At 58.8% G+C, this 21,308-nt stretch carries 23 protein-coding genes; 14 read left to right on the top strand and 9 right to left on the bottom strand.

Features of this window, described 5'->3' with window-relative positions; translation table 11 throughout:
- Window positions 1-80 precede the first annotated feature (80 nt).
- The 3 genes from VSX42_RS04250 to VSX42_RS04240 form a co-directional block, all read right to left on the bottom strand.
- Window positions 81-827 (bottom strand): class I SAM-dependent methyltransferase, encoded by a 747-nt coding sequence (locus tag VSX42_RS04250; protein ID WP_326503119.1) that lies wholly within the window; start codon window positions 825-827, stop codon window positions 81-83.
- Between the two features lie 24 nt (window positions 828-851).
- Window positions 852-1,322 (bottom strand): DUF3817 domain-containing protein, encoded by a 471-nt coding sequence (locus tag VSX42_RS04245; protein WP_326503118.1) that lies wholly within the window; start codon window positions 1,320-1,322, stop codon window positions 852-854.
- 65 nt (window positions 1,323-1,387) lie between these two features.
- The gene (locus tag VSX42_RS04240) at window positions 1,388-1,795 is read right to left on the bottom strand and encodes an iron chaperone (protein ID WP_326503117.1); all 408 of its coding nucleotides are present in this window, start codon (window positions 1,793-1,795) and stop codon (window positions 1,388-1,390) included.
- 202 nt (window positions 1,796-1,997) lie between these two features.
- Here VSX42_RS04240 and VSX42_RS04235 point away from each other — a divergent pair, with 202 nt between their 5' ends.
- Complete coding sequence (locus VSX42_RS04235; RefSeq protein WP_326503116.1) at window positions 1,998-3,713, top strand: hypothetical protein; 1,716 nt, start codon at window positions 1,998-2,000, stop codon at window positions 3,711-3,713.
- 24 nt (window positions 3,714-3,737) lie between these two features.
- On the opposite strand, the gene VSX42_RS04230 is transcribed toward VSX42_RS04235, so the two are convergent.
- The 3 genes from VSX42_RS04230 to VSX42_RS04220 form a co-directional block, all read right to left on the bottom strand.
- A complete protein-coding gene (locus VSX42_RS04230; RefSeq protein ID WP_326503115.1) occupies window positions 3,738-5,111 on the bottom strand; it encodes an amidase family protein in 1,374 nt (457 codons plus the stop codon).
- A gap of 145 nt (window positions 5,112-5,256) precedes the next feature.
- Window positions 5,257-5,409, bottom strand: coding sequence for a hypothetical protein (locus VSX42_RS04225; protein ID WP_326503114.1), 153 nt, complete (start codon window positions 5,407-5,409; stop codon window positions 5,257-5,259).
- A gap of 247 nt (window positions 5,410-5,656) precedes the next feature.
- Window positions 5,657-5,782 carry a helix-turn-helix domain-containing protein gene (locus VSX42_RS04220; RefSeq protein ID WP_326503250.1) on the bottom strand — a complete coding sequence of 42 codons (126 nt, stop codon included), beginning with the start codon at window positions 5,780-5,782 and terminating at the stop codon, window positions 5,657-5,659.
- A gap of 26 nt (window positions 5,783-5,808) precedes the next feature.
- On the opposite strand from VSX42_RS04220, the gene VSX42_RS04215 reads away from it, so the two are divergent.
- Window positions 5,809-6,843, top strand: coding sequence for a dienelactone hydrolase family protein (locus tag VSX42_RS04215; protein WP_326503113.1), 1,035 nt, complete (start codon window positions 5,809-5,811; stop codon window positions 6,841-6,843).
- A gap of 56 nt (window positions 6,844-6,899) precedes the next feature.
- Here the strand turns inward: VSX42_RS04215 and VSX42_RS04210 are convergent, their stop codons facing one another.
- Entirely contained in the window at window positions 6,900-7,592 is a 693-nt protein-coding gene (locus tag VSX42_RS04210) for a LysE family transporter (protein ID WP_326503112.1), read from the bottom strand.
- A 107-nt stretch (window positions 7,593-7,699) separates the two neighbouring features.
- On the opposite strand from VSX42_RS04210, the gene VSX42_RS04205 reads away from it, so the two are divergent.
- On the top strand, window positions 7,700-8,941 hold the full coding sequence (locus tag VSX42_RS04205) for an MFS transporter (RefSeq protein ID WP_326503111.1): 1,242 nt from the start codon (window positions 7,700-7,702) through the stop codon (window positions 8,939-8,941).
- An 89-nt stretch (window positions 8,942-9,030) separates the two neighbouring features.
- Here the strand turns inward: VSX42_RS04205 and VSX42_RS04200 are convergent, their stop codons facing one another.
- A complete protein-coding gene (locus VSX42_RS04200) occupies window positions 9,031-9,465 on the bottom strand; it encodes a hypothetical protein (protein WP_326503110.1) in 435 nt (144 codons plus the stop codon).
- Between the two features lie 224 nt (window positions 9,466-9,689).
- Entirely contained in the window at window positions 9,690-10,394 is a 705-nt protein-coding gene (locus VSX42_RS04195; protein WP_326503109.1) for a DUF4190 domain-containing protein, read from the bottom strand.
- A gap of 229 nt (window positions 10,395-10,623) precedes the next feature.
- Between VSX42_RS04195 and VSX42_RS04190 the strand changes: the two genes are divergently transcribed.
- The 11 genes from VSX42_RS04190 to VSX42_RS04140 all read left to right on the top strand — a co-directional run bounded on the left by VSX42_RS04190 (window position 10,624) and on the right by VSX42_RS04140 (window position 21,290).
- The gene (locus VSX42_RS04190) at window positions 10,624-11,778 is read left to right on the top strand and encodes a class I SAM-dependent methyltransferase (RefSeq protein ID WP_326503108.1); all 1,155 of its coding nucleotides are present in this window, start codon (window positions 10,624-10,626) and stop codon (window positions 11,776-11,778) included.
- Window positions 11,775-12,230, top strand: coding sequence for a 23S rRNA (pseudouridine(1915)-N(3))-methyltransferase RlmH (locus VSX42_RS04185; RefSeq protein ID WP_326503107.1), 456 nt, complete (start codon window positions 11,775-11,777; stop codon window positions 12,228-12,230). Before VSX42_RS04190 ends, VSX42_RS04185 begins: the two co-directional genes overlap by 4 nt.
- Before the next feature lie 622 nt (window positions 12,231-12,852).
- On the top strand, window positions 12,853-13,503 hold the full coding sequence (locus VSX42_RS04180) for a hypothetical protein (RefSeq protein ID WP_326503106.1): 651 nt from the start codon (window positions 12,853-12,855) through the stop codon (window positions 13,501-13,503).
- A 238-nt stretch (window positions 13,504-13,741) separates the two neighbouring features.
- Window positions 13,742-15,169, top strand: a complete 1,428-nt coding sequence (locus tag VSX42_RS04175; RefSeq protein ID WP_326503105.1) for a glycoside hydrolase family 1 protein — start codon at window positions 13,742-13,744, stop codon at window positions 15,167-15,169.
- A 144-nt stretch (window positions 15,170-15,313) separates the two neighbouring features.
- Window positions 15,314-15,469, top strand: coding sequence for a hypothetical protein (locus VSX42_RS04170; protein ID WP_326503256.1), 156 nt, complete (start codon window positions 15,314-15,316; stop codon window positions 15,467-15,469).
- A gap of 81 nt (window positions 15,470-15,550) precedes the next feature.
- Entirely contained in the window at window positions 15,551-15,991 is a 441-nt protein-coding gene (locus VSX42_RS04165) for a hypothetical protein (RefSeq protein ID WP_326503104.1), read from the top strand.
- Between the two features lie 134 nt (window positions 15,992-16,125).
- Entirely contained in the window at window positions 16,126-17,208 is a 1,083-nt protein-coding gene (locus VSX42_RS04160) for an App1 family protein (RefSeq protein ID WP_326503103.1), read from the top strand.
- A gap of 499 nt (window positions 17,209-17,707) precedes the next feature.
- Window positions 17,708-17,941 carry a glutaredoxin-like protein NrdH gene (gene nrdH / locus VSX42_RS04155; protein WP_135013938.1) on the top strand — a complete coding sequence of 78 codons (234 nt, stop codon included), beginning with the start codon at window positions 17,708-17,710 and terminating at the stop codon, window positions 17,939-17,941.
- 115 nt (window positions 17,942-18,056) lie between these two features.
- Window positions 18,057-18,503: a class Ib ribonucleoside-diphosphate reductase assembly flavoprotein NrdI gene (nrdI, locus tag VSX42_RS04150; RefSeq protein ID WP_326503102.1), complete on the top strand. Its 447-nt coding sequence runs from the start codon at window positions 18,057-18,059 to the stop codon at window positions 18,501-18,503.
- Window positions 18,467-20,647 carry a class 1b ribonucleoside-diphosphate reductase subunit alpha gene (gene nrdE / locus VSX42_RS04145; protein WP_418950764.1) on the top strand — a complete coding sequence of 727 codons (2,181 nt, stop codon included), beginning with the start codon at window positions 18,467-18,469 and terminating at the stop codon, window positions 20,645-20,647. The genes nrdI and nrdE overlap by 37 nt, the downstream gene beginning before the upstream one ends.
- 268 nt (window positions 20,648-20,915) lie before the next feature.
- Complete coding sequence (locus VSX42_RS04140) at window positions 20,916-21,290, top strand: MarR family winged helix-turn-helix transcriptional regulator (RefSeq protein ID WP_326503100.1); 375 nt, start codon at window positions 20,916-20,918, stop codon at window positions 21,288-21,290.
- Window positions 21,291-21,308 lie beyond the last annotated feature (18 nt).

Raw genomic sequence — 21,308 nt, 5'->3', positions numbered from 1 at the left:
GTACGCGAAAGTGCGTCATATCGCTGAGCGTGCACCTGCCATGTGCACGCTCAGCGATATGACGCACTTTCGGTGGACCATCAGCTTTTCTCATCTTCCTTAACAGCTATGAAGACCATCAAGGGGCTGGTACTTCCCGGAATAAAAGGATCCTGCTGCCAGTTGCGGTAGCAGGCCTTAAGGCTCAGCCCAACAGCTTCTAGGTCAACTACTATGCGCTCAAAGGAGCGATATTTGAGGGTTAACTGACTTGTGATGGAATGTTGGCGGTCGAGGAACTCATGAGTTGACTCCATAACCACCCTGCCCTCTTGATCGGGGCCTTGAACACAAATGGTCTCTCTGAGCGCTCCTTCAGGAGTCTGCCTGAATGCCCCCTCGACAGGCCACTGCTCCCAGGCGCGGGCCAGCGGATTACGCACCTCAAAAGCAAGGGTTCCACCTGCGGTAAGTGCTTCAGCAATATCCCGCGAGGTGTGCTGCCAATCCTCGCCGATAATATGCATAGCAACGTTGCCCGTCATCAGCACGAGATCTGAGGCGCATACCTCCAGGGCAGAACTGGTGCCCTCAACCCAGGTGACCTGGCCAGAGCCTGGGCGAGCACGAGCGTAGGCAAGCATGGTAGCCGACGGGTCGATACCGGTAACCGCGTGCCCCTGACCCACCAGAGTGACGGTCAGGATACCTGTCCCACACCCGATATCGGCAATGCCCTGAGCCTCGGTGGTATGGGCAAGGTGCCGGTAGAAGTTGTGGTCGGCACCATCGGGATTATCATGGTCGTAGATAGCAACGAGTAATTCATTGTCGAAGGGCTGGTGCAAGAAAACCTCCTCGTGAAGTGCAGATTAGTTCTTGGGCACGGGCGGGCCTGCCAGCAGGAGCACCACAAAGAGTAGAACCACGAAGGCAAGGAGCAGGACGCTCGCGAGCGCAGGCTTGGCCAGCACCCAGGCCTGGGCTTTCTCGAACGGGCCGGACGGCGCCGCCCCGCCAGGTGCCAGACGCCAGCCCCCGCGCAAAAGGCCCTGCTTATCGAGGAAAAGCTCGAAGGGAACCGTCGCAAAGGGGATCACCGACAGGAGCAGACCAGCGACGCCCACGGGGGCCTTCCACTGCTGGTTCACCCAGGTAAAGACAGTCACCACGCAGTAGCTCAGAAAAACAAACCCGTGAATACCACCGGCAAACGGCACAATATTAGTCACGCCGGTACCCCGCAGAATCAGGGCCGTAATGAGCAGGGCCCAGGTGACCATTTCAGCGGTGGCAAAGATACGGAAGAGGAGGCGCGGGGTAGGGTTAGAGTCGATGTGCATAGGTATCCTGTGGGAAGTTCTTTCTTGGTATCCGGCCTCTACTATAGTCGCCTGCCCCTAGGGTTTTAGGGGCGCCAGAAGCTAGTAAGGCCCTCTTTTTCGGTGATGTTAAAGTCAATGACCTCACCTAAGAGCTGGTAGGGTAGGAGCTTACTCCAGGGCAGGCGGAAGAGCTGGGCGGTATAGCTGATCCCCTGCTGATCGAAGGCGCTGGCAAAGTGCTGAATGCCTGTAGCTTCGGGGGCTACAGCCATATGGGCCTTAGCGTAGGAAAAACCGATGATGTAGGTGCCCCGGTGAGTGAACATGGGCTGGTTCCAGCCGATACGGGCAGTGAGCTGGGGGTAGGTGGTGTGAACCCAGGTGAGGACTTCTTGGGCCCGGTCTCGCTGGCTAGGGTCGCTAATCTTGCCCAGGACGGGGGCAAAGAAGTCCAATAAATCTTGGCCTTCTTGAATGTCAGCTGCGGGCATTGTCTTTCTCTTCTCTAGTAGAGGCTGATAGGGCTGTCCTTGAATCTACCATCAGGGCAGGACCAAGGGCACCTTCAGGGGCTGGGTGAGTTTGAACCTCGAGTATCTACCTGAACGTTCACAGAGCTAGGAGGGGCTCATAAAATAGGGGGTGATACATCATGTACCTGGATGGGTGCGAGCACTAGCAAAGGAGCAGACAATGGCAGATCAGCCCACCCCGGCAGACCCCGGGCAGAAGAAAACTAGCAAGAGCCCTCAAACCAGTCAGGGCAAAAAGGTTGCTCAGGCCACCACCTCAGGTGAAGAAGCCAGTGCCCTAGGCATCTTGGTTGCTCTGCTGATTTTTGTTCTGATCATTGCCGGTGCCTGGGCTACCTGGACCCGCGGGCTGGGCCTACTGGCTGTGGCAGAAACCGCCTTGCGGGTGTACACCCCGCTCATTCTAGGCTGCCTCTTACCCCTTTTCCTGGCAGCCTACTGGGTGGGCACCCCGGCTAAGAAAACACAGAAGAAACCCGACGGGCTTCCGCCCGTTGGCAGTTCCAGTAACCCCCGTCAGAAGTCTCAAGGTGGCCGTCCGCCCCGTACCGGTGCAGCTGCGCTCGCTGCCCTGCTGGCCCTGACCGGGGCGGGGTACACGTTTACCGTTCACCCCTATGTGGTAGCTAAAGCCTACACGGCAGATACCGTCACCGACGATGCAGTAACCAGCTTTGCTGACCGGGCCCCCTGGATTGTGGCCAATAACTATGCCCAGCGCGATCAGGGCGATGTGATCGGTGACCGGGAAGATGTTCATTATGTTCCTGCTGCCCAGGACGCCCAGGCTAAGGCTGGGGACGGCACCGGGCAGGGAACCTCCCGTTACACGGTGCTAGTTAAGGAGCGCGGGGTGCTGGGCACCGGCGGCTATGAGGCTGTGCAGACCTTGACTATGCCCACTACCGGCACTATTCCGGCTTCTGCTTCTTCTTTCTGCCCGGTTCCTGAGCAGATGGGCCGCCGTCTTGAGACCACATGGCCCTGGTATTCTCTAGCCTGGTCTATTCATGCCCGAGCCCCCTTTGCCCACTGGAATAAGGGCGATGTCTATGGCTACTGTGAGGGGGATTCACCGGTGGTGGTTGTGCCCCTCTACCGCTATGAGGGCTTCTGGAAGGTGACTAGGGTCCCTAATGGGGCTGCTGTTTATACCCCTGAAGGCATGGAGGTGCTCTCTGCCGCTGAGCTGGTAGAAGCTGACTTAGCTGGCCCGACCTACCCCCGGTCACTTGCCAAGATTCAGCGGGAGGCTATCAACGCCGGTGGTTCGCTGACCCAGTGGTGGGGCTCTAAGTACGGTTATGATCTGACCGATACAGACGCTGAGGACGCTAATGCCCAGAACCCTTCGGAGTTCACCATGGTATCGGCTGGGGACGGGGCCATGAGCTATGTATCCCCCCTGACTCCGCGCGGTTCTTCACAGTCTATTACGGCCCTGTCGCTGGTGCCTGCGGTTCAGGACGGCCAGGGCCGGGCTGCCTTGACCCTCAACACGGCAACGGACCTACCCGCAACTTCCACCTTGGTGACCGCTATTAAGGAATCCAGTGTGCAAGGGGATAACGCCTGGACTACGCGCTGGTCTGCGGGTATGAGCGTCTATGAGATCTTGCCGGCCAAGGACGGGCACTGGGCAGCCTCCATTGGCCAGGGCCAGGCCGTCTCCTACCGGGCTGATATTTCCCCGCAAGGTCAGGTGACCGTGGTCAACGCCGAGACCGGCCAGTCCTCGGGCCGCGGGGCAGATTCTGCTGAGTCTGTCACCCTTGATGCTGGCAAGCCCCTGAGCCAGATGACCGAGGCTGAACTATTGGAGCTCATCCAGCAGGCTGCCGGTGAGCTAGAGCAACGCCAGCGCAGCGGAAACTAACCCGCTAAGGGGTGCAGGCAGGGGCTAGGGGTCCTCTGAACCAGGGCCAGCTAACCTCCTATGTAGGTCTGCTCCCAGGCTAAAGAGGTCACCTAGCCCCTGCTTTTTCAAGGGTGCAATTAGCTGCACCGAAACCGGCAGGCCATCTTCTGCGTAGCCAGCAGGTACAGCTAGGGCCGGGTGGCCAGAAACATTCCAGGGAAGAGTGTAAACAGCCGAGGGCACAGCCTGAACCATGGCGCGAACAAAACCAGCGGCCCCCCAACCTACCCCCTGGAGCTGATCAGCGGCAGGAGGCCGGTTAGCTGTGGTAGGGGTAAGCAGTAGGTCATAGCCCTCAAAGTAGGTGGCTTCCAGGCGGGCACCAAGCCGCCGGCCGGCGTCCTTAGCTGCCTGCAAGATTCGGCCACGCGCCCAAAAACCCAGGGCCAGGGTATGGCGGTGTAAACCCTCCAAGCTATCGGTGCTCTCCAGGGCGCGGATTTCATCGCCCAGCCCGGCAAAGAACTGCACCATAAAGGGCAAGGTAGGGTCTGGTAGCCGCCCCGGCAGGTAGGTGACCGTGTGACCTGCCTGCCGCAGGGCCTGAGCCGCCTGCCAGATAGCCCGGCAATGGGCCAGATCCAGCCTGGCCAGGGCAGAAGCCGGGGCCAGACTCACACCGACCCGTAAGGGCCGCCCAGCCTGGGGAACCTGCCGGGGGCCACCGGCAGCACCAGAAATAATGCGGTACATCAGCTCAGCATCGCGCACCGTCCTGGCAATCGGCCCGGCCGTACCCAAATCATGCCAGAGATGATCATAGGGGGCAGTGGGAACAGCCCCGCGGGCAGGCTTAAAACCAACCAGGCCACACCGGTCAGCAGGAATACGAATCGAACCACCACCGTCCCCACCCAAAGCCAGCGGGACCATGCCGGTAGCAAGAGCCACCGCAGACCCACCCGAAGAACCCCCAGCCGTAAAGGCCACATTGTGCGGGTTAGGGGTGATACCAAAAGCCTCAGAACTGGTAATAGGAAAGGCCCCAAAAGCTGGCATAGTGGTCTTACCTATGATGATGGCCCCGGCCTGCCGCAGGCGGCTAACAGTGAGCGAATCAGCGCTCTTGGGGGTGCTGTTACAGGCCGTACCGAAACTGGTGACCGTACCTGCCACATCGTTCTCGTCCTTGATAGCCACAGGCACTCCATGCAGGGGGCCGCGCTCGCTAGCTGGCAGGGCATCAAGAGCGCGTGCGGTGGCCACAGCCTGCTCTGCAAGTACCAGGTTAAAGGCCCGGTAGCGGGGGTTGAGCTGTTCAATGCGGGCTAAGGATGCACGGACGCCAGCCTCAGCCCCGTACTCGGCGGCGGCCTGCGCCCAGCTGCGGGCATCGAGTTCATGCCAGGTGACCATAGATAAGACCTTCCCTCTAGACTAGATCGAGCCAGTGAGAGCCCTCCGCCTCCTGTCCATACCGGTAGGCCCTTAGCTTCTGCACATTAATGAGCTGGTGGAGCTGCTCCTTATCTGAGTACTCTACCCGAACAGTTCAACCGTATTAGCGTCGTCCTTCTTCAAAATCTGCATTGCGCTGGCCGAACTCTTCTAAAGCACCGTAATTGAAAGACCTTTGATTCTCGGTAATGAAGGTTTCACGGCCGGCGGGGGTGAGGGCTTTAAGGGTGATAGATGGGAGGACGCGGGTGGTCACGGGGTTCCTTTCAGGCTAGGTCAGGTGCGGCCCCGGGGTGTTTTCCCACAAAAATGGGTGAGCTGCGGGGTCGCTTTTGAGCGACACCCGGGCTCACCCGGCACCTTCATCTAACAGGCGGTATATTGGGCAGGCTAAGCCTGACCGATGATCCCCTAGGCTGCGGCCTACTGTCCTCCGGTGAATGTCTGCTAGCTATTCTACAGGGTAGATGAGGTGCTGCATTGAGGGTGGGTTGCTGAAATTATTATTTGAGGGTCAGAAGCTTACCGATTTCGCAGTCTAGAGCCTTGCAAATAGCGGTGAGTGTGGTGAAGCGGATTGCTTTAGCCTTGTTGTTATAGGACGGTCTACCCCAGTTTACGGCGCACAGGCCCGTTGAGGAGCAGTGGGCACCGTGTGGGCTACCATGGTGAGAAAGACCACCCAGGAAAGGCCCCCATGACCACCATCGTCCTCTTCCACCACGCGGCAGGCCTGACCGACGGTGTTCGTGCGCTCGCTGACCGTCTGGCTCAAGCTGGGCACCTTGTACTCACCCCGGACCTCTACAAGGGCCACCGCTTTACCACGTTTGAAGAAGGGATGGCCTTTTACCGGGAGCTCACCCACGAGCAGCTACTGGCCCGGGCACAGGCTGCCATAGCGGCACTCACCGGGCCCTTTGTGGTGGCCGGGGTGTCTCTCGGGGAAATGGTCGCTCAGAGTCTGGCTCAGACGGACGCCCGCACCCAGGGCCTGCTTGCCCTTGAAGGTTTCGTCGACCCCGCCTGCCTGCCAGGTGCCCTACCAGATTCCTTTCCGGTAGCAATTTACGGTGGGGATGCAGATACCTGGTTCGCTGAGGACGCCCCGGCTGCGCTCACCTACACCCGGGCATCGGCCACTGCCCATTATGACCTCTACAAGGGAGCTGACCATCTTTTTACTGATTCCAGCTGGCCTACCTATGCACCCGAGCAGACTGAACTGGTGATTGAACGCACCCTGGCCTGGCTGGCTGCCCTGCCCGAACACCTACGAGAGGGCTTTAGCCTGCCTGTGGCAGATGCGGTAGGGGAGTACGGTGAGCCCGGCTCACTCAGAGACCAGCTGGTAAGAGCGCTTATTAGCGGTCAGAAGACGGCAACCTCTTCCCTTCACCGGCACTATGTAGATGCGGGTGAGGCTCTGCCCACCCTTGGGCAGAGGGAACTGGTGGTTGATTCTGCAGGTAGGCCCGTCTGCCTGCTCGAAACAAGCCGGGTTGATGTGATGCAAGCCCAGGACGTTACCGATGACTTCATTCGGGCCGAAGGCGAAGGCTTTGCTACCTGGGACGAATGGTGGAGAGCCCACCGCAGTTTCTGGTCAGAGGGGGACGAGGGTATACCCGTCACTCCCGAAGACCTGGTGGTTTGCCAGTGGCTTAGCCTGGTTTCCTCCCCGGCCTAGGTTGAGTGTGTCCCTGACCTGCCTGATTAAAAGAAGGCAGATTCCGCCAGAGCCCCCTAGTGCCCTGCACAGACCATGAGAGCAGCGACCAGAATAAAGAGGGATCCAAAGACCCGGTTCAGTATCGTCTGGCCGCGCTCTGAATGCGAGAGCCTGGTCAGAGTCTTTGCCACCAGGGCAAACCCGCCCCACATAACCAGAATATCAATGGCAACCATGGTACCGGCCAGAATCAAATATTGGGGCAGCTGCGGGGCGTCCGGCTGCACGAACTGTGGCATAAAGGCCAAAATAAAAACAATGGCCTTAGGGTTCGACATATTCACCCAAAACCCCCGATTAAAGAGAGCTAAAGGGGTGCCCGGCTGCAGGCGCACACCTGCTCGGATGCGGCGTCCTTGCCCCTGCTGGGCGGACGCGCCCGACCCACTTTCTGCCTCGTCGCGGGCTCGCTGCGGGGTTTGAGGGCGGGCAAGAATCATGCGTAACCCGAGGTAAACCAGGTAGGCAGCCCCACCGTAGCGGATTACATCGAAGAGCACCGGCGAGTTAGCGACCACCACACCCAGACCAGCTGCCACAATAGCAATCTGCACCACCAGGGCCAGTTGCTGCCCCATGACCGTGAAAAAGGCCTTCTTCCAGCCGTGTAGCAGGGAGGTCGTCATGGTGTTCACCGCACCTGCCCCCGGGGTCAAAGAAATTACCAGGCAGGCAGCGACGAGGGAAAGCCAAAGGGTAAGGGGCATAGCTCCTCATAGTATCGAAAAACCTACAGCATAGAGAAGACTACTTCACACAGTGAATTCCGGGGCAAGGACTCTGAATCTTGCCGCACCTCAGTAAACTAAAACTCATGAACACCCACCTGCAGCGCCGCGTCCTCTGGGCTTTGGCCCTCACCCAGGTCTTTGGAACCATCGGCGTAGGAGCGGCCCCCTCTATCGGGGTGCTCCTTGCTAGCGAGGTCACCCAGAACGAGGCACTAGCTGGAATCGCCCGCACCGCCTCCACCTTCGGGGCCGCCATCTTCGGCATACCGCTAGCCAACCTCGCAGCCCGCACCAGCCGCCGTACCGCCCTCACCACCGGCTGGGCCACCGCAAGCCTCGGCGCCACCCTGCTTGCCTTCGCCGCCTCCACCACCAGCATCACCCTGGTAGCCCTCGGCCTGCTTCTGATGGGAGCAGGCTCCGCCGCCGCCCTCCAAGCCCGCTTCGCAGCAACCGACCACGCCACCGACGCCAACCGCGGCTCAGCCCTCAGCTTCATCGTTTGGGTCGGCACTATCGGCTCTGTGCTCGGCCCCAATATCGGCACCCCGGCTGCCGCGCTCGCGCCATCCCTGGGCACCAACCTTTACAGTGCAGCCTTTGCCCTGGCGGCTATCGCTATGGCCGCCGCGACCCTGCTGGTCTTCACCCTCTTGCCGGGCAATAAAAAGCGCGCCGCACCCGGCCTGTTTACTGCGGGGCAGGGGGAGCGGGCGTCCGCTCCGAAGAAATCCACATTTGGCGCTAAAATCGGGGCCTTTATCCGCGAAATTGCGGGCAACAGGCAGGCCCGCTTTGCGGCCATTAGCCTGCTGGGGGCGCACATGGTGATGGTTTCGGTGATGACCATGACCCCGGTGCACATGAACCACCAGGGCTCAGGCATCGAAATCATCGGCCTGACCATCAGCCTGCACGTGCTGGGCATGTACGGGCTGTCTCCCCTGATGGGGCTGGGCACCGACCGGCTAGGGGAGCGCACCATGATACTCATCGGCACCGCCTTGTTGATACTCTCTGTAGCGCTGGGCGCCCTTGCCCCTTACAGCACACCTGCCATGGTGGCAAGCCTGATTCTGCTGGGTGTGGGCTGGTCGGCAACCTTTGTTGCGGCATCCGCCCTCTTTGCGGCGTCCTTGCCGGCTGAAAGCCGCACCCGGGCAGCAGGTGGCCTGGATTCGCTCACCAACCTGGGTGCTGCAACCGCTGCCCTGGCTTCGGGTTTCATTATGGCTGCAACCTCTTTCCCGGCGCTCGCCTGTATCGCAGCCCTGGCGCTGCTGCCCACGCTGGTGCTAGCCCGGTCAGCTTCTGTGCGCGTGTAAAGACCTTAACGGGCCAAGAGCCGGTGCAGCCTGCCCGCCGCCGATGACGATGACGGTGGCCTGGTGGATCATGCTTTCCATGGGCCTCCTTAGGGAGTGGGAGCGGAGCGTGTAGCGGCAGCGCGAAGCTGCTCGGCAAGGGTACTGGCCTGGATGGTTGTGGTCCAGCGGGTTACGGGCCGCAGGGCGGCTCCGAGCGGACGGCGCAGCAACCGCAAAGATCGGGGTAGGTTTGCCTCGGGCGCGCGGAGCCAGCTACTAGTTACCTGAGCGAGGGTCCCTGAATCCTGGGGAAGTAGGGTAACCTCAATGAGCTGTGTGTTGAACCGCGGTTGGTGGGGAAAGCCCAGCTCATAGGCGACCCAGTGGATGCTTTGACTCTGGGACAGCTTGGTCTGCCGGATGCTGCGGGTTTGGGATTCCTGGTGAACCCGCCTAAACTTCTTCACCTGTTCAAGGTCTGCGGTGTAACCCAGCCAGACCCCGTCTGTGGGGTTGGGCTCCACCTGGTCTAGGGCTGGCACCCAGCTAGCAAGCTTCGTTTACACCGGTGGAATCCGCTTTTACCAGACGGTGCATATCGGGGAACTGGTGGAGTGACCGCCCGCCTGCGAGACCTGCACGCTGAATACGAGCCCATGCCCCTGGTGGCACCCCAGCAGGCAACCGTGAAAATGACCGACTAAAACAAAAAGGGGCCCCGCACCGTGAAGATGCGGGGCCCCTTGCTGTTGGGGGTAGGCGGGGTTTATTCGATGCCGCAGCTGACGGCGTCCAGGCCCAGGTCGAACACAACCTCGTTCAGTGCAGACTCAAAGGTAGCTGCATCAGAAGCGTTGACAGCATCGATAGCGGTAGTTAGTGAAGCCCGCATCTCTTCGGTAGGAGCGTTGTCACGAAGCTTGGTCAGCGAGGCCAGGTAACCATCTAAGGTGGTGGCATCCTGCTGGATGTTATCTGAGGCAATCAGGAACTCATCGAGAGCAACACAGTAGGGGGAAGCGGGGTCAAGGGCAGCAGTGGTTTCGGTATCTGATGCTACTGAAGAGGCATCGTCGGCGGCCTCTGAGGCTTCCTCACTGACCTCTTCGGTAGCCAAAGCGCTTGAAGAGGACGAGCTTGCTGCTGCAGCTGATGACTCGTAGGCAGCTGCGGACTTGGCAACCTCATTGAGCCCAGCAAGCATGAGAATCGCGAAGATGATACCACTGATCAGGCTGATGAAGCCCACGACAATGCCGGCAATGGCAAGGCCGCGGCCCTTCTCGCCGGTGCGCTTAATCTGGTTGAGGGCAACAAAGCCAAGCACGATACCGACGATGTTTACCAGGAACCCAAAAACGAGGCTGAGAATCGCCAGGGTGTTGGTCTTCTCAGTCTGGGGTGCCTGCTGCTGGTAGGGGCCGGTGTTGTAGTTGGGCGCGGGGTAGGAGGAAGGCGTCTGTTCGCTCATGTCAATTTACTCGTTTCAGGTGTGTGGTGTGGGCAGGGCCTGGGAGCCCTACACCCAGCATTTTATCAGCGGGCTGATAGCGAAGCTGGGTGCGAGACGCCTGAACCAGGGGAATCAGGCAGGAATCTCACCCAGCGGATACCTACCCCTGCCCAGCCCGGTAGCTCCCGTGCGATACTAGAGAACCACCCCACCTGATTAGCTCACCGGTCCGTGAGACAATAGGGGAGTGACCCAACCTCATCCCCCAACAGCACAAGAGGCACCTTCTGCCCTCGACAGACTCATCATCTCCGACGCCACTGATTACGCCACCCTAGCCCCCGGCAGTGACATACTGGTTCTCGATGATCCCACAGGAGCCCTGACCGACTGGGCCCTCAACCAGGTAAGTCAAAGCGGCCGGGTACTGAGCCGCCAACGCACCTACACCGACGCCCGCAACCACCACACCACATACACAACCCCACACCATCTGATTGCTGGCCTCACCCAAGACCAGCAGGTCAACCAAAGCACCCTGGGCCTAGGTGACTTCCTCGCAAGCCAGGCCTTTGACGGAACCCTAGTTGTAGGCCGCCTGCCCAAGAGCCACGCTGCGCTCGCCGACCTTGCCTATGACCTGGCCTGCTATCAGACTGGACGGGGCAACGATGTCACCCTAATTCTGGGCGGTAACACCAAGCATATGACCACCACCTTTAATGAGACCCTGGGCCGAAGCTTTGAACAGGTCCACGGGCTACGGGGTAAGGGCAAACACCGCTGCCTGCTCGCTACAGTGCCGGCCTCAGTACCTGAGGCCCCTCGCCCTGCCGGGCCCCTACAGGCTGCCGGCGGTGTCTTCTCGGGTGGCAAGCCTGACCGGGGTGGGCATCTGCTGGCCGCGAGCGTCCTCACCGACCTGGCCAACCAGGTGCCCGACCGTCCGCTCACACTGGTTGACCTGGGTTGCGGTAACGGATCAGTGACTCTCGATGTCTTAGAGCACCTGCCTGACGGGGTAGAGGTTGCCCGGGTTTGGGCCACCGATGTTGATGCGGACGCCGTGCGGTCGGCTTCTCTCAACCTGGGTCAGGACGCCCGGGTTCAGGTGAGCTGGGACGATGCTGGTTCCCGCCTACCCCAGGGCGTAGCTGACATCGTCATGCTCAATCCGCCCTTCCACACCGGAACAGCGGTTGACCTTAGCCTGGTGGGCCCCCTGCTGGATGCGGCCTTGCGTCTGCTAGCTCCCGGTGGTCAGCTCTACCTGGTGCATAACTCCCACGCCCGCTACCGGGCCCAGGTTGAAGACCGCTTCACACAGGTGCGGCAGCTAGAACGAACCCCCACCTTCACCGTCCTGGCAGCCCGCGCACCACTGAGTAAGGAGAACTCATGACCATCAAGATCATCGCCATCGGTAAGAAACACGAAAAATGGGTTAAGGACGGTATCGACCGTTACGAAACCCGCCTGCGCAAGCCCTGGGATGTTATCTGGCAGTACCTGCCCCACTCGTCCCTGGCAGAAGAAGCAGCCCGGGCTGAGGAGTCCCGCCGCATTCTTGAAAAGGTCGATCGTGATGACTACCTGGTGCTGCTCGATGAGCGCGGTAAGATGCTGAGCTCTCCTGCCCTGGCAGGTCTGCTGGAAGCCCAGCTGGGCTTTAAGAAGGTAGTGCTGGTGATTGGCGGGGCCTACGGGGTGGACGATTCGGTGCGTGCCCGCGCCAATACCATCTGGAGTCTCTCGGACCTGGTCTTCCCCCACCAGCTGGTACGCCTCATTATTACTGAGCAGATTTACCGGGCCGGTGAAATCGCCGCTGGCCGTCCCTACCACCACGTGTAAAAACCCCTTTCTGGCAGAGCTTCTGAAGGGATTTTCAGGCCCCGTTCGCCGAGTGCGAGCGGGGCCTTTTTGCCTTCTCTGGGGGAACCTTGGTGATACGCATGGATGGGTAGAGAAATGATAGAAGGGAATCAATCTAGTTCGACTGTATTTATTTACAGGGGAAGTAAAGATTCTGCAGCGAGGGATTGCAATACAGTTGGGTGTCTATAAAAAATAGATAAATGCCCTACCTCATCCTATCTAATTTATTTCACCATGTCCTAATTTATGAGGGGTAATGCTTAATTTTCTTTGATGTTTAGGTTATTTTTTATACCCTACCTATGCAGGTTTACCTGTGATTTATGCCAATAATTAGTACAAACGCTCATATTAAGTGGCACAGTTGTGGTGTTCTGTTTTAGTATTGCTTGTACCCACTGTTCAAATAGTTGTGTACTACTTGAGCGGAGGTAGCACGTTTTGTGTGTTGCAATCACACTCAATAAGGAAAACAATGACTCACAACATTTAGCGTCGTACCATCGCTAAGGGTGCAGCCTGGGCTGCCCCTGCAGTTGTTGCGACCGCTGCAATCCCCGCTTACGCAGCTTCAGCAGAAACCTGCTCCGCTGCTTCTATGGCTGCCATCGACGCAGCTTTTGCTGACTTCCAGACCAAGAACCTGGACATGGAATTCAACATCTACCAGCCTCTTGCTGCTGTAAACGGCACTGCCACCGATGTTTACACCAACTTCAAGAACAATGGCGATGTTGCCGTAACCTATACCGCCCTGAACCCCCTGGTTATCCGCATTGACCTGGTTCAGACCACCACCCAGGATCGCCAGCGATCCCTGACTCGTGCAGTTACCTCAAACGGCGAGCTGGTTAACCTGGGTTATGACGCTGCCACTCGCACTCGCTCCTTCCAGTGGGTCTTTGTTGGCACTGTTGAGCCCGGCCAGGAGCTGGATGCTGTCTTTGGTATCGGTGATGGTCTGGTTGCTTTCCAGGGTCGCATCAACACCAAGATTGTTGCCACTGCTGAACAGCTCAACGCTCCTGTTCCTGCTCTCTCTGGCATCCTGGCTGATACCAGTGAGCAGCAGCTCTGCCTGAGCTACTACAACACCAAGGTTGCAGATTCCCAGTCCACCGTGCCTGTAACCTACACCTACGCAGGTCCGCTGGCATCTGGTGCTTTTGCTGTCAATAGCCCCATTGATTCCACCACCTTCGGTAACTACTCACCGTGGGGCACTGCCAGCAAGGATGGCATCTGGTAAAAAATAAATGTACAGGTAGTCGTGTGCGGTTATGACCGTGAGCTCTGAAAATGAAAAAAGACGGGAGCTGGTTGCCGCTACACGGTTAATCTGTCCTCATATAAGGGGGGCTGGGAGTCTTTGGGAGTAGTGCCCCGAAGAATCCCAGCTTTCTTCATATGGACTTCCCCTTATGCCGGGTAGGAGGTGGGGCTAGGATAGGGGTAAGACCTAGTAGCTACGTGAAAGGACGCCGCCGGTGAGTTTTCCTGAAGGATTTTTGTGGGGTGGTGCAACGGCCGCCAACCAGATAGAGGGTGCCTATGCTGAAGATGGTAAGGGGCTGAGCGTACAGGACGTGCTGGCGCGGGGGCTGGCGTCCGCCCCCACAGCCCAGCCGACACCCGATAACCTCAAACTTGAGGGTATCGACTTCTACCACCGCTATGCAGACGATATCGCCCTCTTTGCTGAACTTGGCTTTAAGGTCTTCCGCCTTTCCTTTGCCTGGTCACGGATTTTCCCGCGCGGGGACGAGACTGAGCCCAACCCCGAGGGGCTGGCCTTTTACGACCGCGTCATTGATGAACTGTTGAAACACGGTATCGAACCGCTGGTGACCCTCAGCCACTATGAGACCCCTCTGCACCTGGCCCGGGAATACGGCGGGTGGGCTAACCGGCAGCTGATTGATTTCTTTGAGCGGTACGCCCGCACCGTGATGACCCATTTTGCAGGCCGAGTACGTTACTGGATTACCTTCAACGAGATTAACTCCGTGCTGCACTTTCCCTTCTTCTCGGGTCTTGAAGGAACACCTGATGAGATTGGGCCGCAGCGCCTCTATCAGGCGGTACACCACGAACTGGTTGCCTCAGCCCGAGTCACCCGCCTGGCCCACGAGATTGACGGGCAAAACCGGGTGGGTTGCATGATTCTGGCTGTTCCCCGCTACCCCCTGACCCCCGACCCGGCAGATGTGCTAGCTGCCCAGGTGGCCTCGCGTGATGACTATGTTTTTGGCGACGTGCACTGCCGCGGCAGCTACCCCGGTTACTTTCTCCGTAAGCTCCGGGAACTGGGGGTGGAGCTTGAGATTACCGAGCAGGACCGCCAGGATTTGCTCAATACCGTCGATTTTGTCTCCTTCTCGTACTACATGTCGGTGTGCGAGACTGTGGGGGCGGCAAAGACCGGTGAGGGCAATATCATCGGGGGAGTGCCCAACCCCACCCTGCAAGCTTCTGAGTGGGGCTGGCAGATTGACCCGGTGGGCCTGCGCCTGGTACTCAATGACTTCTGGGACCGCTGGGGCAAGCCCCTCTTTATCGTCGAGAACGGCCTGGGCGCCAAGGACCAGCTGGTGGAAGGTGGGCCGGATAGGCTCACGGTTGAGGACGACTACCGGATCAGCTACCTGCGCGAGCACCTACTTCAAGCCGAAGAAGCAATCGCCGACGGGACCGACCTGCTAGGCTACACCATGTGGGGGTGCATTGACCTGGTATCAATGTCGACCGCCCAGATGTCTAAGCGCTACGGGGTGATTTATGTAGACCGGAATGACGACGGCTCAGGCACCCTGGCACGCTACCGCAAGAAGTCCTTTGATTGGTACCGGCAGGTCATTGAATCTAACGGCCGCTCCCTGCATAACCAGCTCCCCTCTGAGCACCTTATTTCTTAACACAGCCTTGCCTCATCTGCTCAGCAGGTGAGGCAAAGCTTTCTTCTGAAACTTTCACAGGTTGCTCATAGGTTGGATAAAACTCCCGCACATACCTGCTCCTTAGGCTAAGACTCAAGAGAAAAACCTAAGGAGCCCAACTCCATGCAAACACGTACCCGCGACAAGCTCGTAGCCTACCTGGCAGGTGGCAGACGCTGCCACCCGCACCCCATCTCCGGTGAAACTGCCCCCGTGACCATGGGCCATGAATTCTCCGGTGTTATAGAAGCCCTCTTCGCACCCACCCCCGACCTCTGAGCTAGACATTTAGCCACAAACTGTCGCCTAACGGCGCGTAGCATTACCCTAAGAGTCTGTGAAGACGCTATATTTTTATGTATGGCAAAGAAAAAAGTTACCGTAGTATCCGCGCTTGCGGCGACCGCCCTGCTCGCAGGCTGCGCGCAAACCATCGTACCCGGCATGGGCATCGAAGCAACTGACGGCTGGGGCGGCCGCGACGATATCACCATCGAGGTAACTGCCGAACACAACGGCGCAGAGGTTCCCGCAACCATCACCGTCTACCAGGACCAGATGAGCTTCGACGGCAACCAGGCTGAATTCGAAGGCGAAGCCTTCTATAAGCTCACCTACGACAACCTCGCAGACCTCTCAGACTCACAGATCCGCGTCTCCGTCACCGCCAAAGACCCCGGAGCTGAAGTCTTCTGCGCCATCAAGGGCACTGGCTACTCCCTCGAAGAAGGCGACCACGTCAACCACGCCAACGAAGCAGACGGCACCGGCAGCGCCACCTGCGTCCTCAACGTCGACTAACACCACCACACACTACACACAGGTGGGCACCAAAGGCGGTGCCCACCTCATTTCTTTAAGAACCACTAATCACGAATAAACCTCCACTGGTGTCACACCATGCACCAACTGCGCAAATATGAAAAACTAAGGCTATGACCACAGGGGCACACGAAATCCGCACCATCGTTGCAGAAGCAGCCGACGAAGCCGTCAACATCGGCTACCGCATCGGCGACAGCATCCACTCCTACCGCGAACGCCAAGCACAAAAACACGGCCTAGAACCCGTCATCGTACCCAGCGTCGGCTACGGCACCCAAGAATGGGTACGCATCCTCGGCCGCGCACTCTACAAAACCGACCTCTTCGAAGAATTCTTCGACTCCGTCGAAAAAGGCGACCCCACCATCGAACCCGTGCGCGGTTGGCGCTCCTTCACCTCCGTCGCCATATCCCACGCCCCCATCGACATCCACATCAACGGCCAACACCACCGCGTTCATGCCGACCGCGGGGGAGTGGTAGACGTCAAACTCAACATCGCCCTCGAACCGGGCACACACCAAGTCACCATCACCACCCCCGGCAGCCAACCCGCCATCACCAGCGTCTACATCGTCCCCGAAGACCAAACCATCGGAATCATCTGCGACGTCGACGACACCGTCATGAACACAGCCCTACCCCGGCCCTTCGTCGCAGCCTGGAACAGCTTCGTCCTCAACGAACACGCCCGCTCCGCCACCCCCGGCATGGCCGTCATGATGGACCGCCTCCACCGCACCCACCCCACAGCCCCCATCATGTACCTCTCCACTGGCGCCTGGAACGTCACCCCCACCCTCCGCCGCTTCCTCCACCGCAACGGCTACCCCAAAGGCACCTTCCTCCTCACAGACTGGGGCCCCACCCCCGACCGCTGGTTCCGCTCCGGCTCCCAACACAAAGTCAACACCCTCAAACGCCTCGCCGCCGAATTCCCCCACATCCGCTGGATCCTCATCGGCGACGACGGCCAACGCGACCCAGAAATCTACAACGGATTTGCCGTCCGCTACCCCCACAACGTCGAAGCCATCCTCATCCGCAACCTCACCTTCGGCGAATCCGTGCTCTCTTCCGGCCGCGTCTGGGGCGACAACCGCGCTCGCGATATCACTAAGGGCGACCTGTGGCTTGAAGGCAACGACGGCACCGCCCTCTACGAGCAGCTCAAAGACCGCGGGCTCGTCTAAACAACCGCGCTTAAACACCTTAAGGGGCGCCCTTGTCAAGCCTGGCAGAGTGCCCCCTTTTGCGCGACACACCCCGGTAAAAAACCTTAAAAAATCGCCCCACACGGCCCCCAAGACTCAAGGCTCAATTTAGGGTTGAAAGCCCCAGCCCTGATATCTCGCGGGACGTTCAGTCTTAAGCCCCAGGGGCACTGGCAGGCCCTCGGGCTTAAGGTCACACCCCCACCCCCAACCCCGCCTCAAGAAGCCCTTAATGTGGATAACTCCCTTAAAGCCCGCAAACGCGCGGAAGGACTGTGGATAGATACCGGTTTTAAAAAAATTTCGTAACAGACCACACTATGTAGGGTTAGGTGCGCTCCCCAAACACTAGATGTAGTATTAAATCTCGGTTCGGGCGACAAGAGAAAAACCGCCGCCCAACCCCACACCGGCTCGAAAAGAGCCCCCCTATGCCAGAAACCTCCCGCTTCGCGCGGGACACCAAGGAGATACCCCAATGACCGTTACGGTGTACACCAAGCCTGCCTGCGTCCAGTGCAACATGACCTACCGTGCTCTCGACAAGCTCGGCGTCCAGTACAACACCGTTGACATCACCGAGGACCCCGCAGCTCTCGAACTCATCAAGGGCATGGGCTACCTGCAGGCCCCCGTCGTCATCGCCGGCGAAGACCACTGGTCAGGCTTCCAGCCCGACAAGATCAACGCCCTGGCCAGCGCCGCAGCCTAACCGCTGACCACCTGCCCGGGGAGCACCCGCCGCCCACAGGCGTCCGCACCCGGGCCTTTTCTTACCCGCGCCACACGCGCACACCCACCACGACCAGATCCAGGCACCAGCTCCCATGGACACCACAGACACCACCGGACAGCCCACCATCGTCTACTTTTCATCGGTCTCAGAGAACACCCACAAGTTCGTGCAGAAGACCGGAATAAAAAACATACGGCTACCGCTGAAGACCAGTGAAGACCCCCCACAGGTCACCGGGCCCTACGTGCTGTGTGTCCCCAGCTACGGGCGACCCGGGGGAGCGGGCTCCATACCGCCCCAGGCCGTGAAGTTCCTCAACAACCCCCACAACCGGGAACTCCTGCAAGGAGTCATCGGCGCGGGAAACACCAACTTCGGTGAACTGTTCTGCGTAGCAGCAGACAAAGTCGCCGCCAAATGCCACGTGCCTGTGCTCTACAAATTTGAGCTCATGGGCACCGAAGAAGATGTAGAAACCGTTCAAGAAGGATTGGAAAAATTTTGGATTCAAAACTCCCTGTACCCGGCCTCAGCGTAGAACCCGGTCACGAGGATCCGAGCACCCCCGAGAAATACCGTGGCATGGGGTACCACGAACTGAACGCCCTTCTGAACCTCTACGATGAGAACGGCCAAATCCAGTTCGAAGCAGACCGTCAGGCAGCCCGCCAGTACTTCCTGCAGCACGTTAACAACAACACCGTATTCTTCCACGACCTGGAAGAAAAGATTGACTACCTGGTCAAGCACCAGTACTACGAGCCCGAGGTTTTCGAGAAGTACTCCTTTGACTTCGTCAAGTCCCTCTCCAAGCTGGCCTACTCTAAGAAGTTCCGCTTCCCCACCTTCCTGGGCGCCTTCAAGTTCTATACCTCCTACGCCCTGAAGACCTTCGACGGCCAGCGCTACCTGGAGCGCTTTGAGGACCGCGTGGTCATGGTTGCCCTGCTGCTGGCAGAAGGCGACGAGGCTCTGGCAACCAAGATTGTTGAAGAGGTCATCTCCGGCCGCTTCCAGCCCGCTACCCCCACCTTCCTGAACGCCGGTAAGAAGCAGCGCGGTGAGCTGGTCTCCTGCTTCCTGCTGCGCATCGAAGACAACATGGAGTCCATTGGCCGCTCCATCAACTCAGCCCTTCAGCTGTCTAAGCGCGGCGGCGGCGTAGCCTTCGCCCTGACCAACCTGCGTGAAGCCGGTGCCCCCATCAAGAAGATTGAAAACCAGTCCTCAGGCGTCATCCCCGTGATGAAGCTGCTGGAAGACTCCTTCTCCTACGCCAACCAGCTCGGTGCCCGCCAGGGTGCAGGCGCAGTTTACCTGCACGCTCACCACCCCGATATCTACTCCTTCCTCGACACCAAGCGCGAAAACGCCGACGAGAAGATTCGCATTAAGACCCTCTCACTGGGCGTTGTGATTCCCGATATCACCTTCGAACTGGCCAAGAAGAACGAGGACATGTACCTCTTCTCGCCCTACGATGTTGAGCGTATCTACGGCGTACCCTTCTCAGACATCAACGTCACCGAGAAGTACTACGAGATGGTCGATGATGCCCGTATCAAGAAGACCAAGATCAACGCCCGCGAGTTCTTCCAGACCCTGGCTGAGATTCAGTTCGAGTCGGGCTACCCCTACGTCATGTTCGAAGACACCGTCAACAAGGCCAACCCCATTGACGGCAAGATCATCATGTCTAACCTCTGCTCCGAGATTCTGCAGGTATCTGAGCCCTCTGTCTACAACGCTGACCTGGGCTACGAGACCATCGGTAAGGACATCTCGTGCAACCTGGGCTCCCTGAACATCGCCCTGGCGATGGACGGCGGCGACCTGGGCCAGACTGTCAGTACCGCGATTCGCGCTCTGACCGCTGTGTCTGACCAGTCAGATATCGCCTCTGTTCCCTCCATCGAGCGCGGTAACTCCATGAGCCACGCCGTTGGCCTGGGTCAGATGAACCTGCACGGCTACCTGGCCCGCGAGCACGTCTACTACGGTTCTGAAGAAGCGCTGGACTTCACCAACATGTACTTCTACACCGTCACCTACCACGCGATTCGCGCCTCCATGGAGATTGCTCGCGAACGTAAAAAGACCTTCGTAGGCTTTGAGAAGTCCAAGTACGCTTCGGGGGAGTACTTCGAGAAGTACATTAACGGCACCTGGGACTTTGAGACCGAGCGCGCCCGCGAGATGTTCGGCGATCACTTCGTGCCCACCGCTGAGGACTGGAAGCAGCTGGCTGCCGATGTTGCTGAGCACGGTATGTACAACCAGAACCTGCAGGCTGTTCCGCCCACCGGTTCTATCTCCTACATCAACGGCTCCACCTCGTCGATCCACCCCATTGCCTCGAAGATTGAGATCCGTAAGGAAGGCAAGCTGGGTCGTGTCTACTACCCGGCTCCCTACATGGACAACGAGAACCTGGACTACTACCAGGACTCCTACGAGATCGGCTACGAGAAGATCATCGACACCTACGCCGTTGCTACCCAGCACGTCGATCAGGGTCTGTCGCTGACCCTCTTCTTCAAGGACACTGCCACCACCCGCGACGTCAACAAGGCCCAGATTTACGCCTGGCGTAAGGGCATCAAGACCATCTACTACTCACGTATTCGTCAGATGGCTCTTGAGGGCACCGAGGTTGAGGGCTGCGTCAGCTGCATGCTCTAAAGCCTGAGGCGGGGTAGGGTGTTGCGCTGGTAGGGCGCGGACGCCCCGGCCGGGCGGGGCCCGTCATCTTGTGTGGGTGGCGGGCTTTCTTTATCGCGGTATATAATCTATATAACTGATAAGTTAAACTGATTATTTTAGGTTGGCGCCTTTGGAAAATTTTTCGTATGAGCAGGCGGGTACCTTACGTTACTCGGTGTTTAGAATGCATCGACGGCTGAGGAACGAGACTGACTCGCACTCACCCCTCTCGTTTGCTGAAGAAACCGTGCTCGCCCAGCTCCAAGCTGCCCCGCGGCAAACCGGCGCTGAACTGGCCCGTTTTCAGCGCATGACCCCGCAGTCCATGAACAAGATCGTGGCCTCCCTCCTGCGCCGCGGCTACATTGCCTCGGGTAAAAACCTGCACGATAAGCGCCGCAAGGAGCTCTACCTGACAGAGCAGGGGAGCACCACCATTGACTCCATTATCAGCCGCCGTGACCGCTGGATCGTAGAACGCGCCGATGAAATATTGAATGAGGACGAGGCCGCGCAGCTTGCTGCGGCCCTGCCGCTGCTGCGCCGCCTCGTCGACAGAGAAACCAAAGCCGAACGTCTAGCCGCCCTACAAGAAGAAGCGGGCGACGGCGTCCGCCCCTGAGATATTAAGCAAACCGAG

This window comes from Rothia nasimurium, assembly GCF_035916755.1.
Classification (GTDB): Bacteria; Actinomycetota; Actinomycetes; order Actinomycetales; family Micrococcaceae; genus Rothia.
Note: the sequence above shows the minus strand (reverse complement) of the source record. Positions and strands in the feature narration are given on the sequence as shown.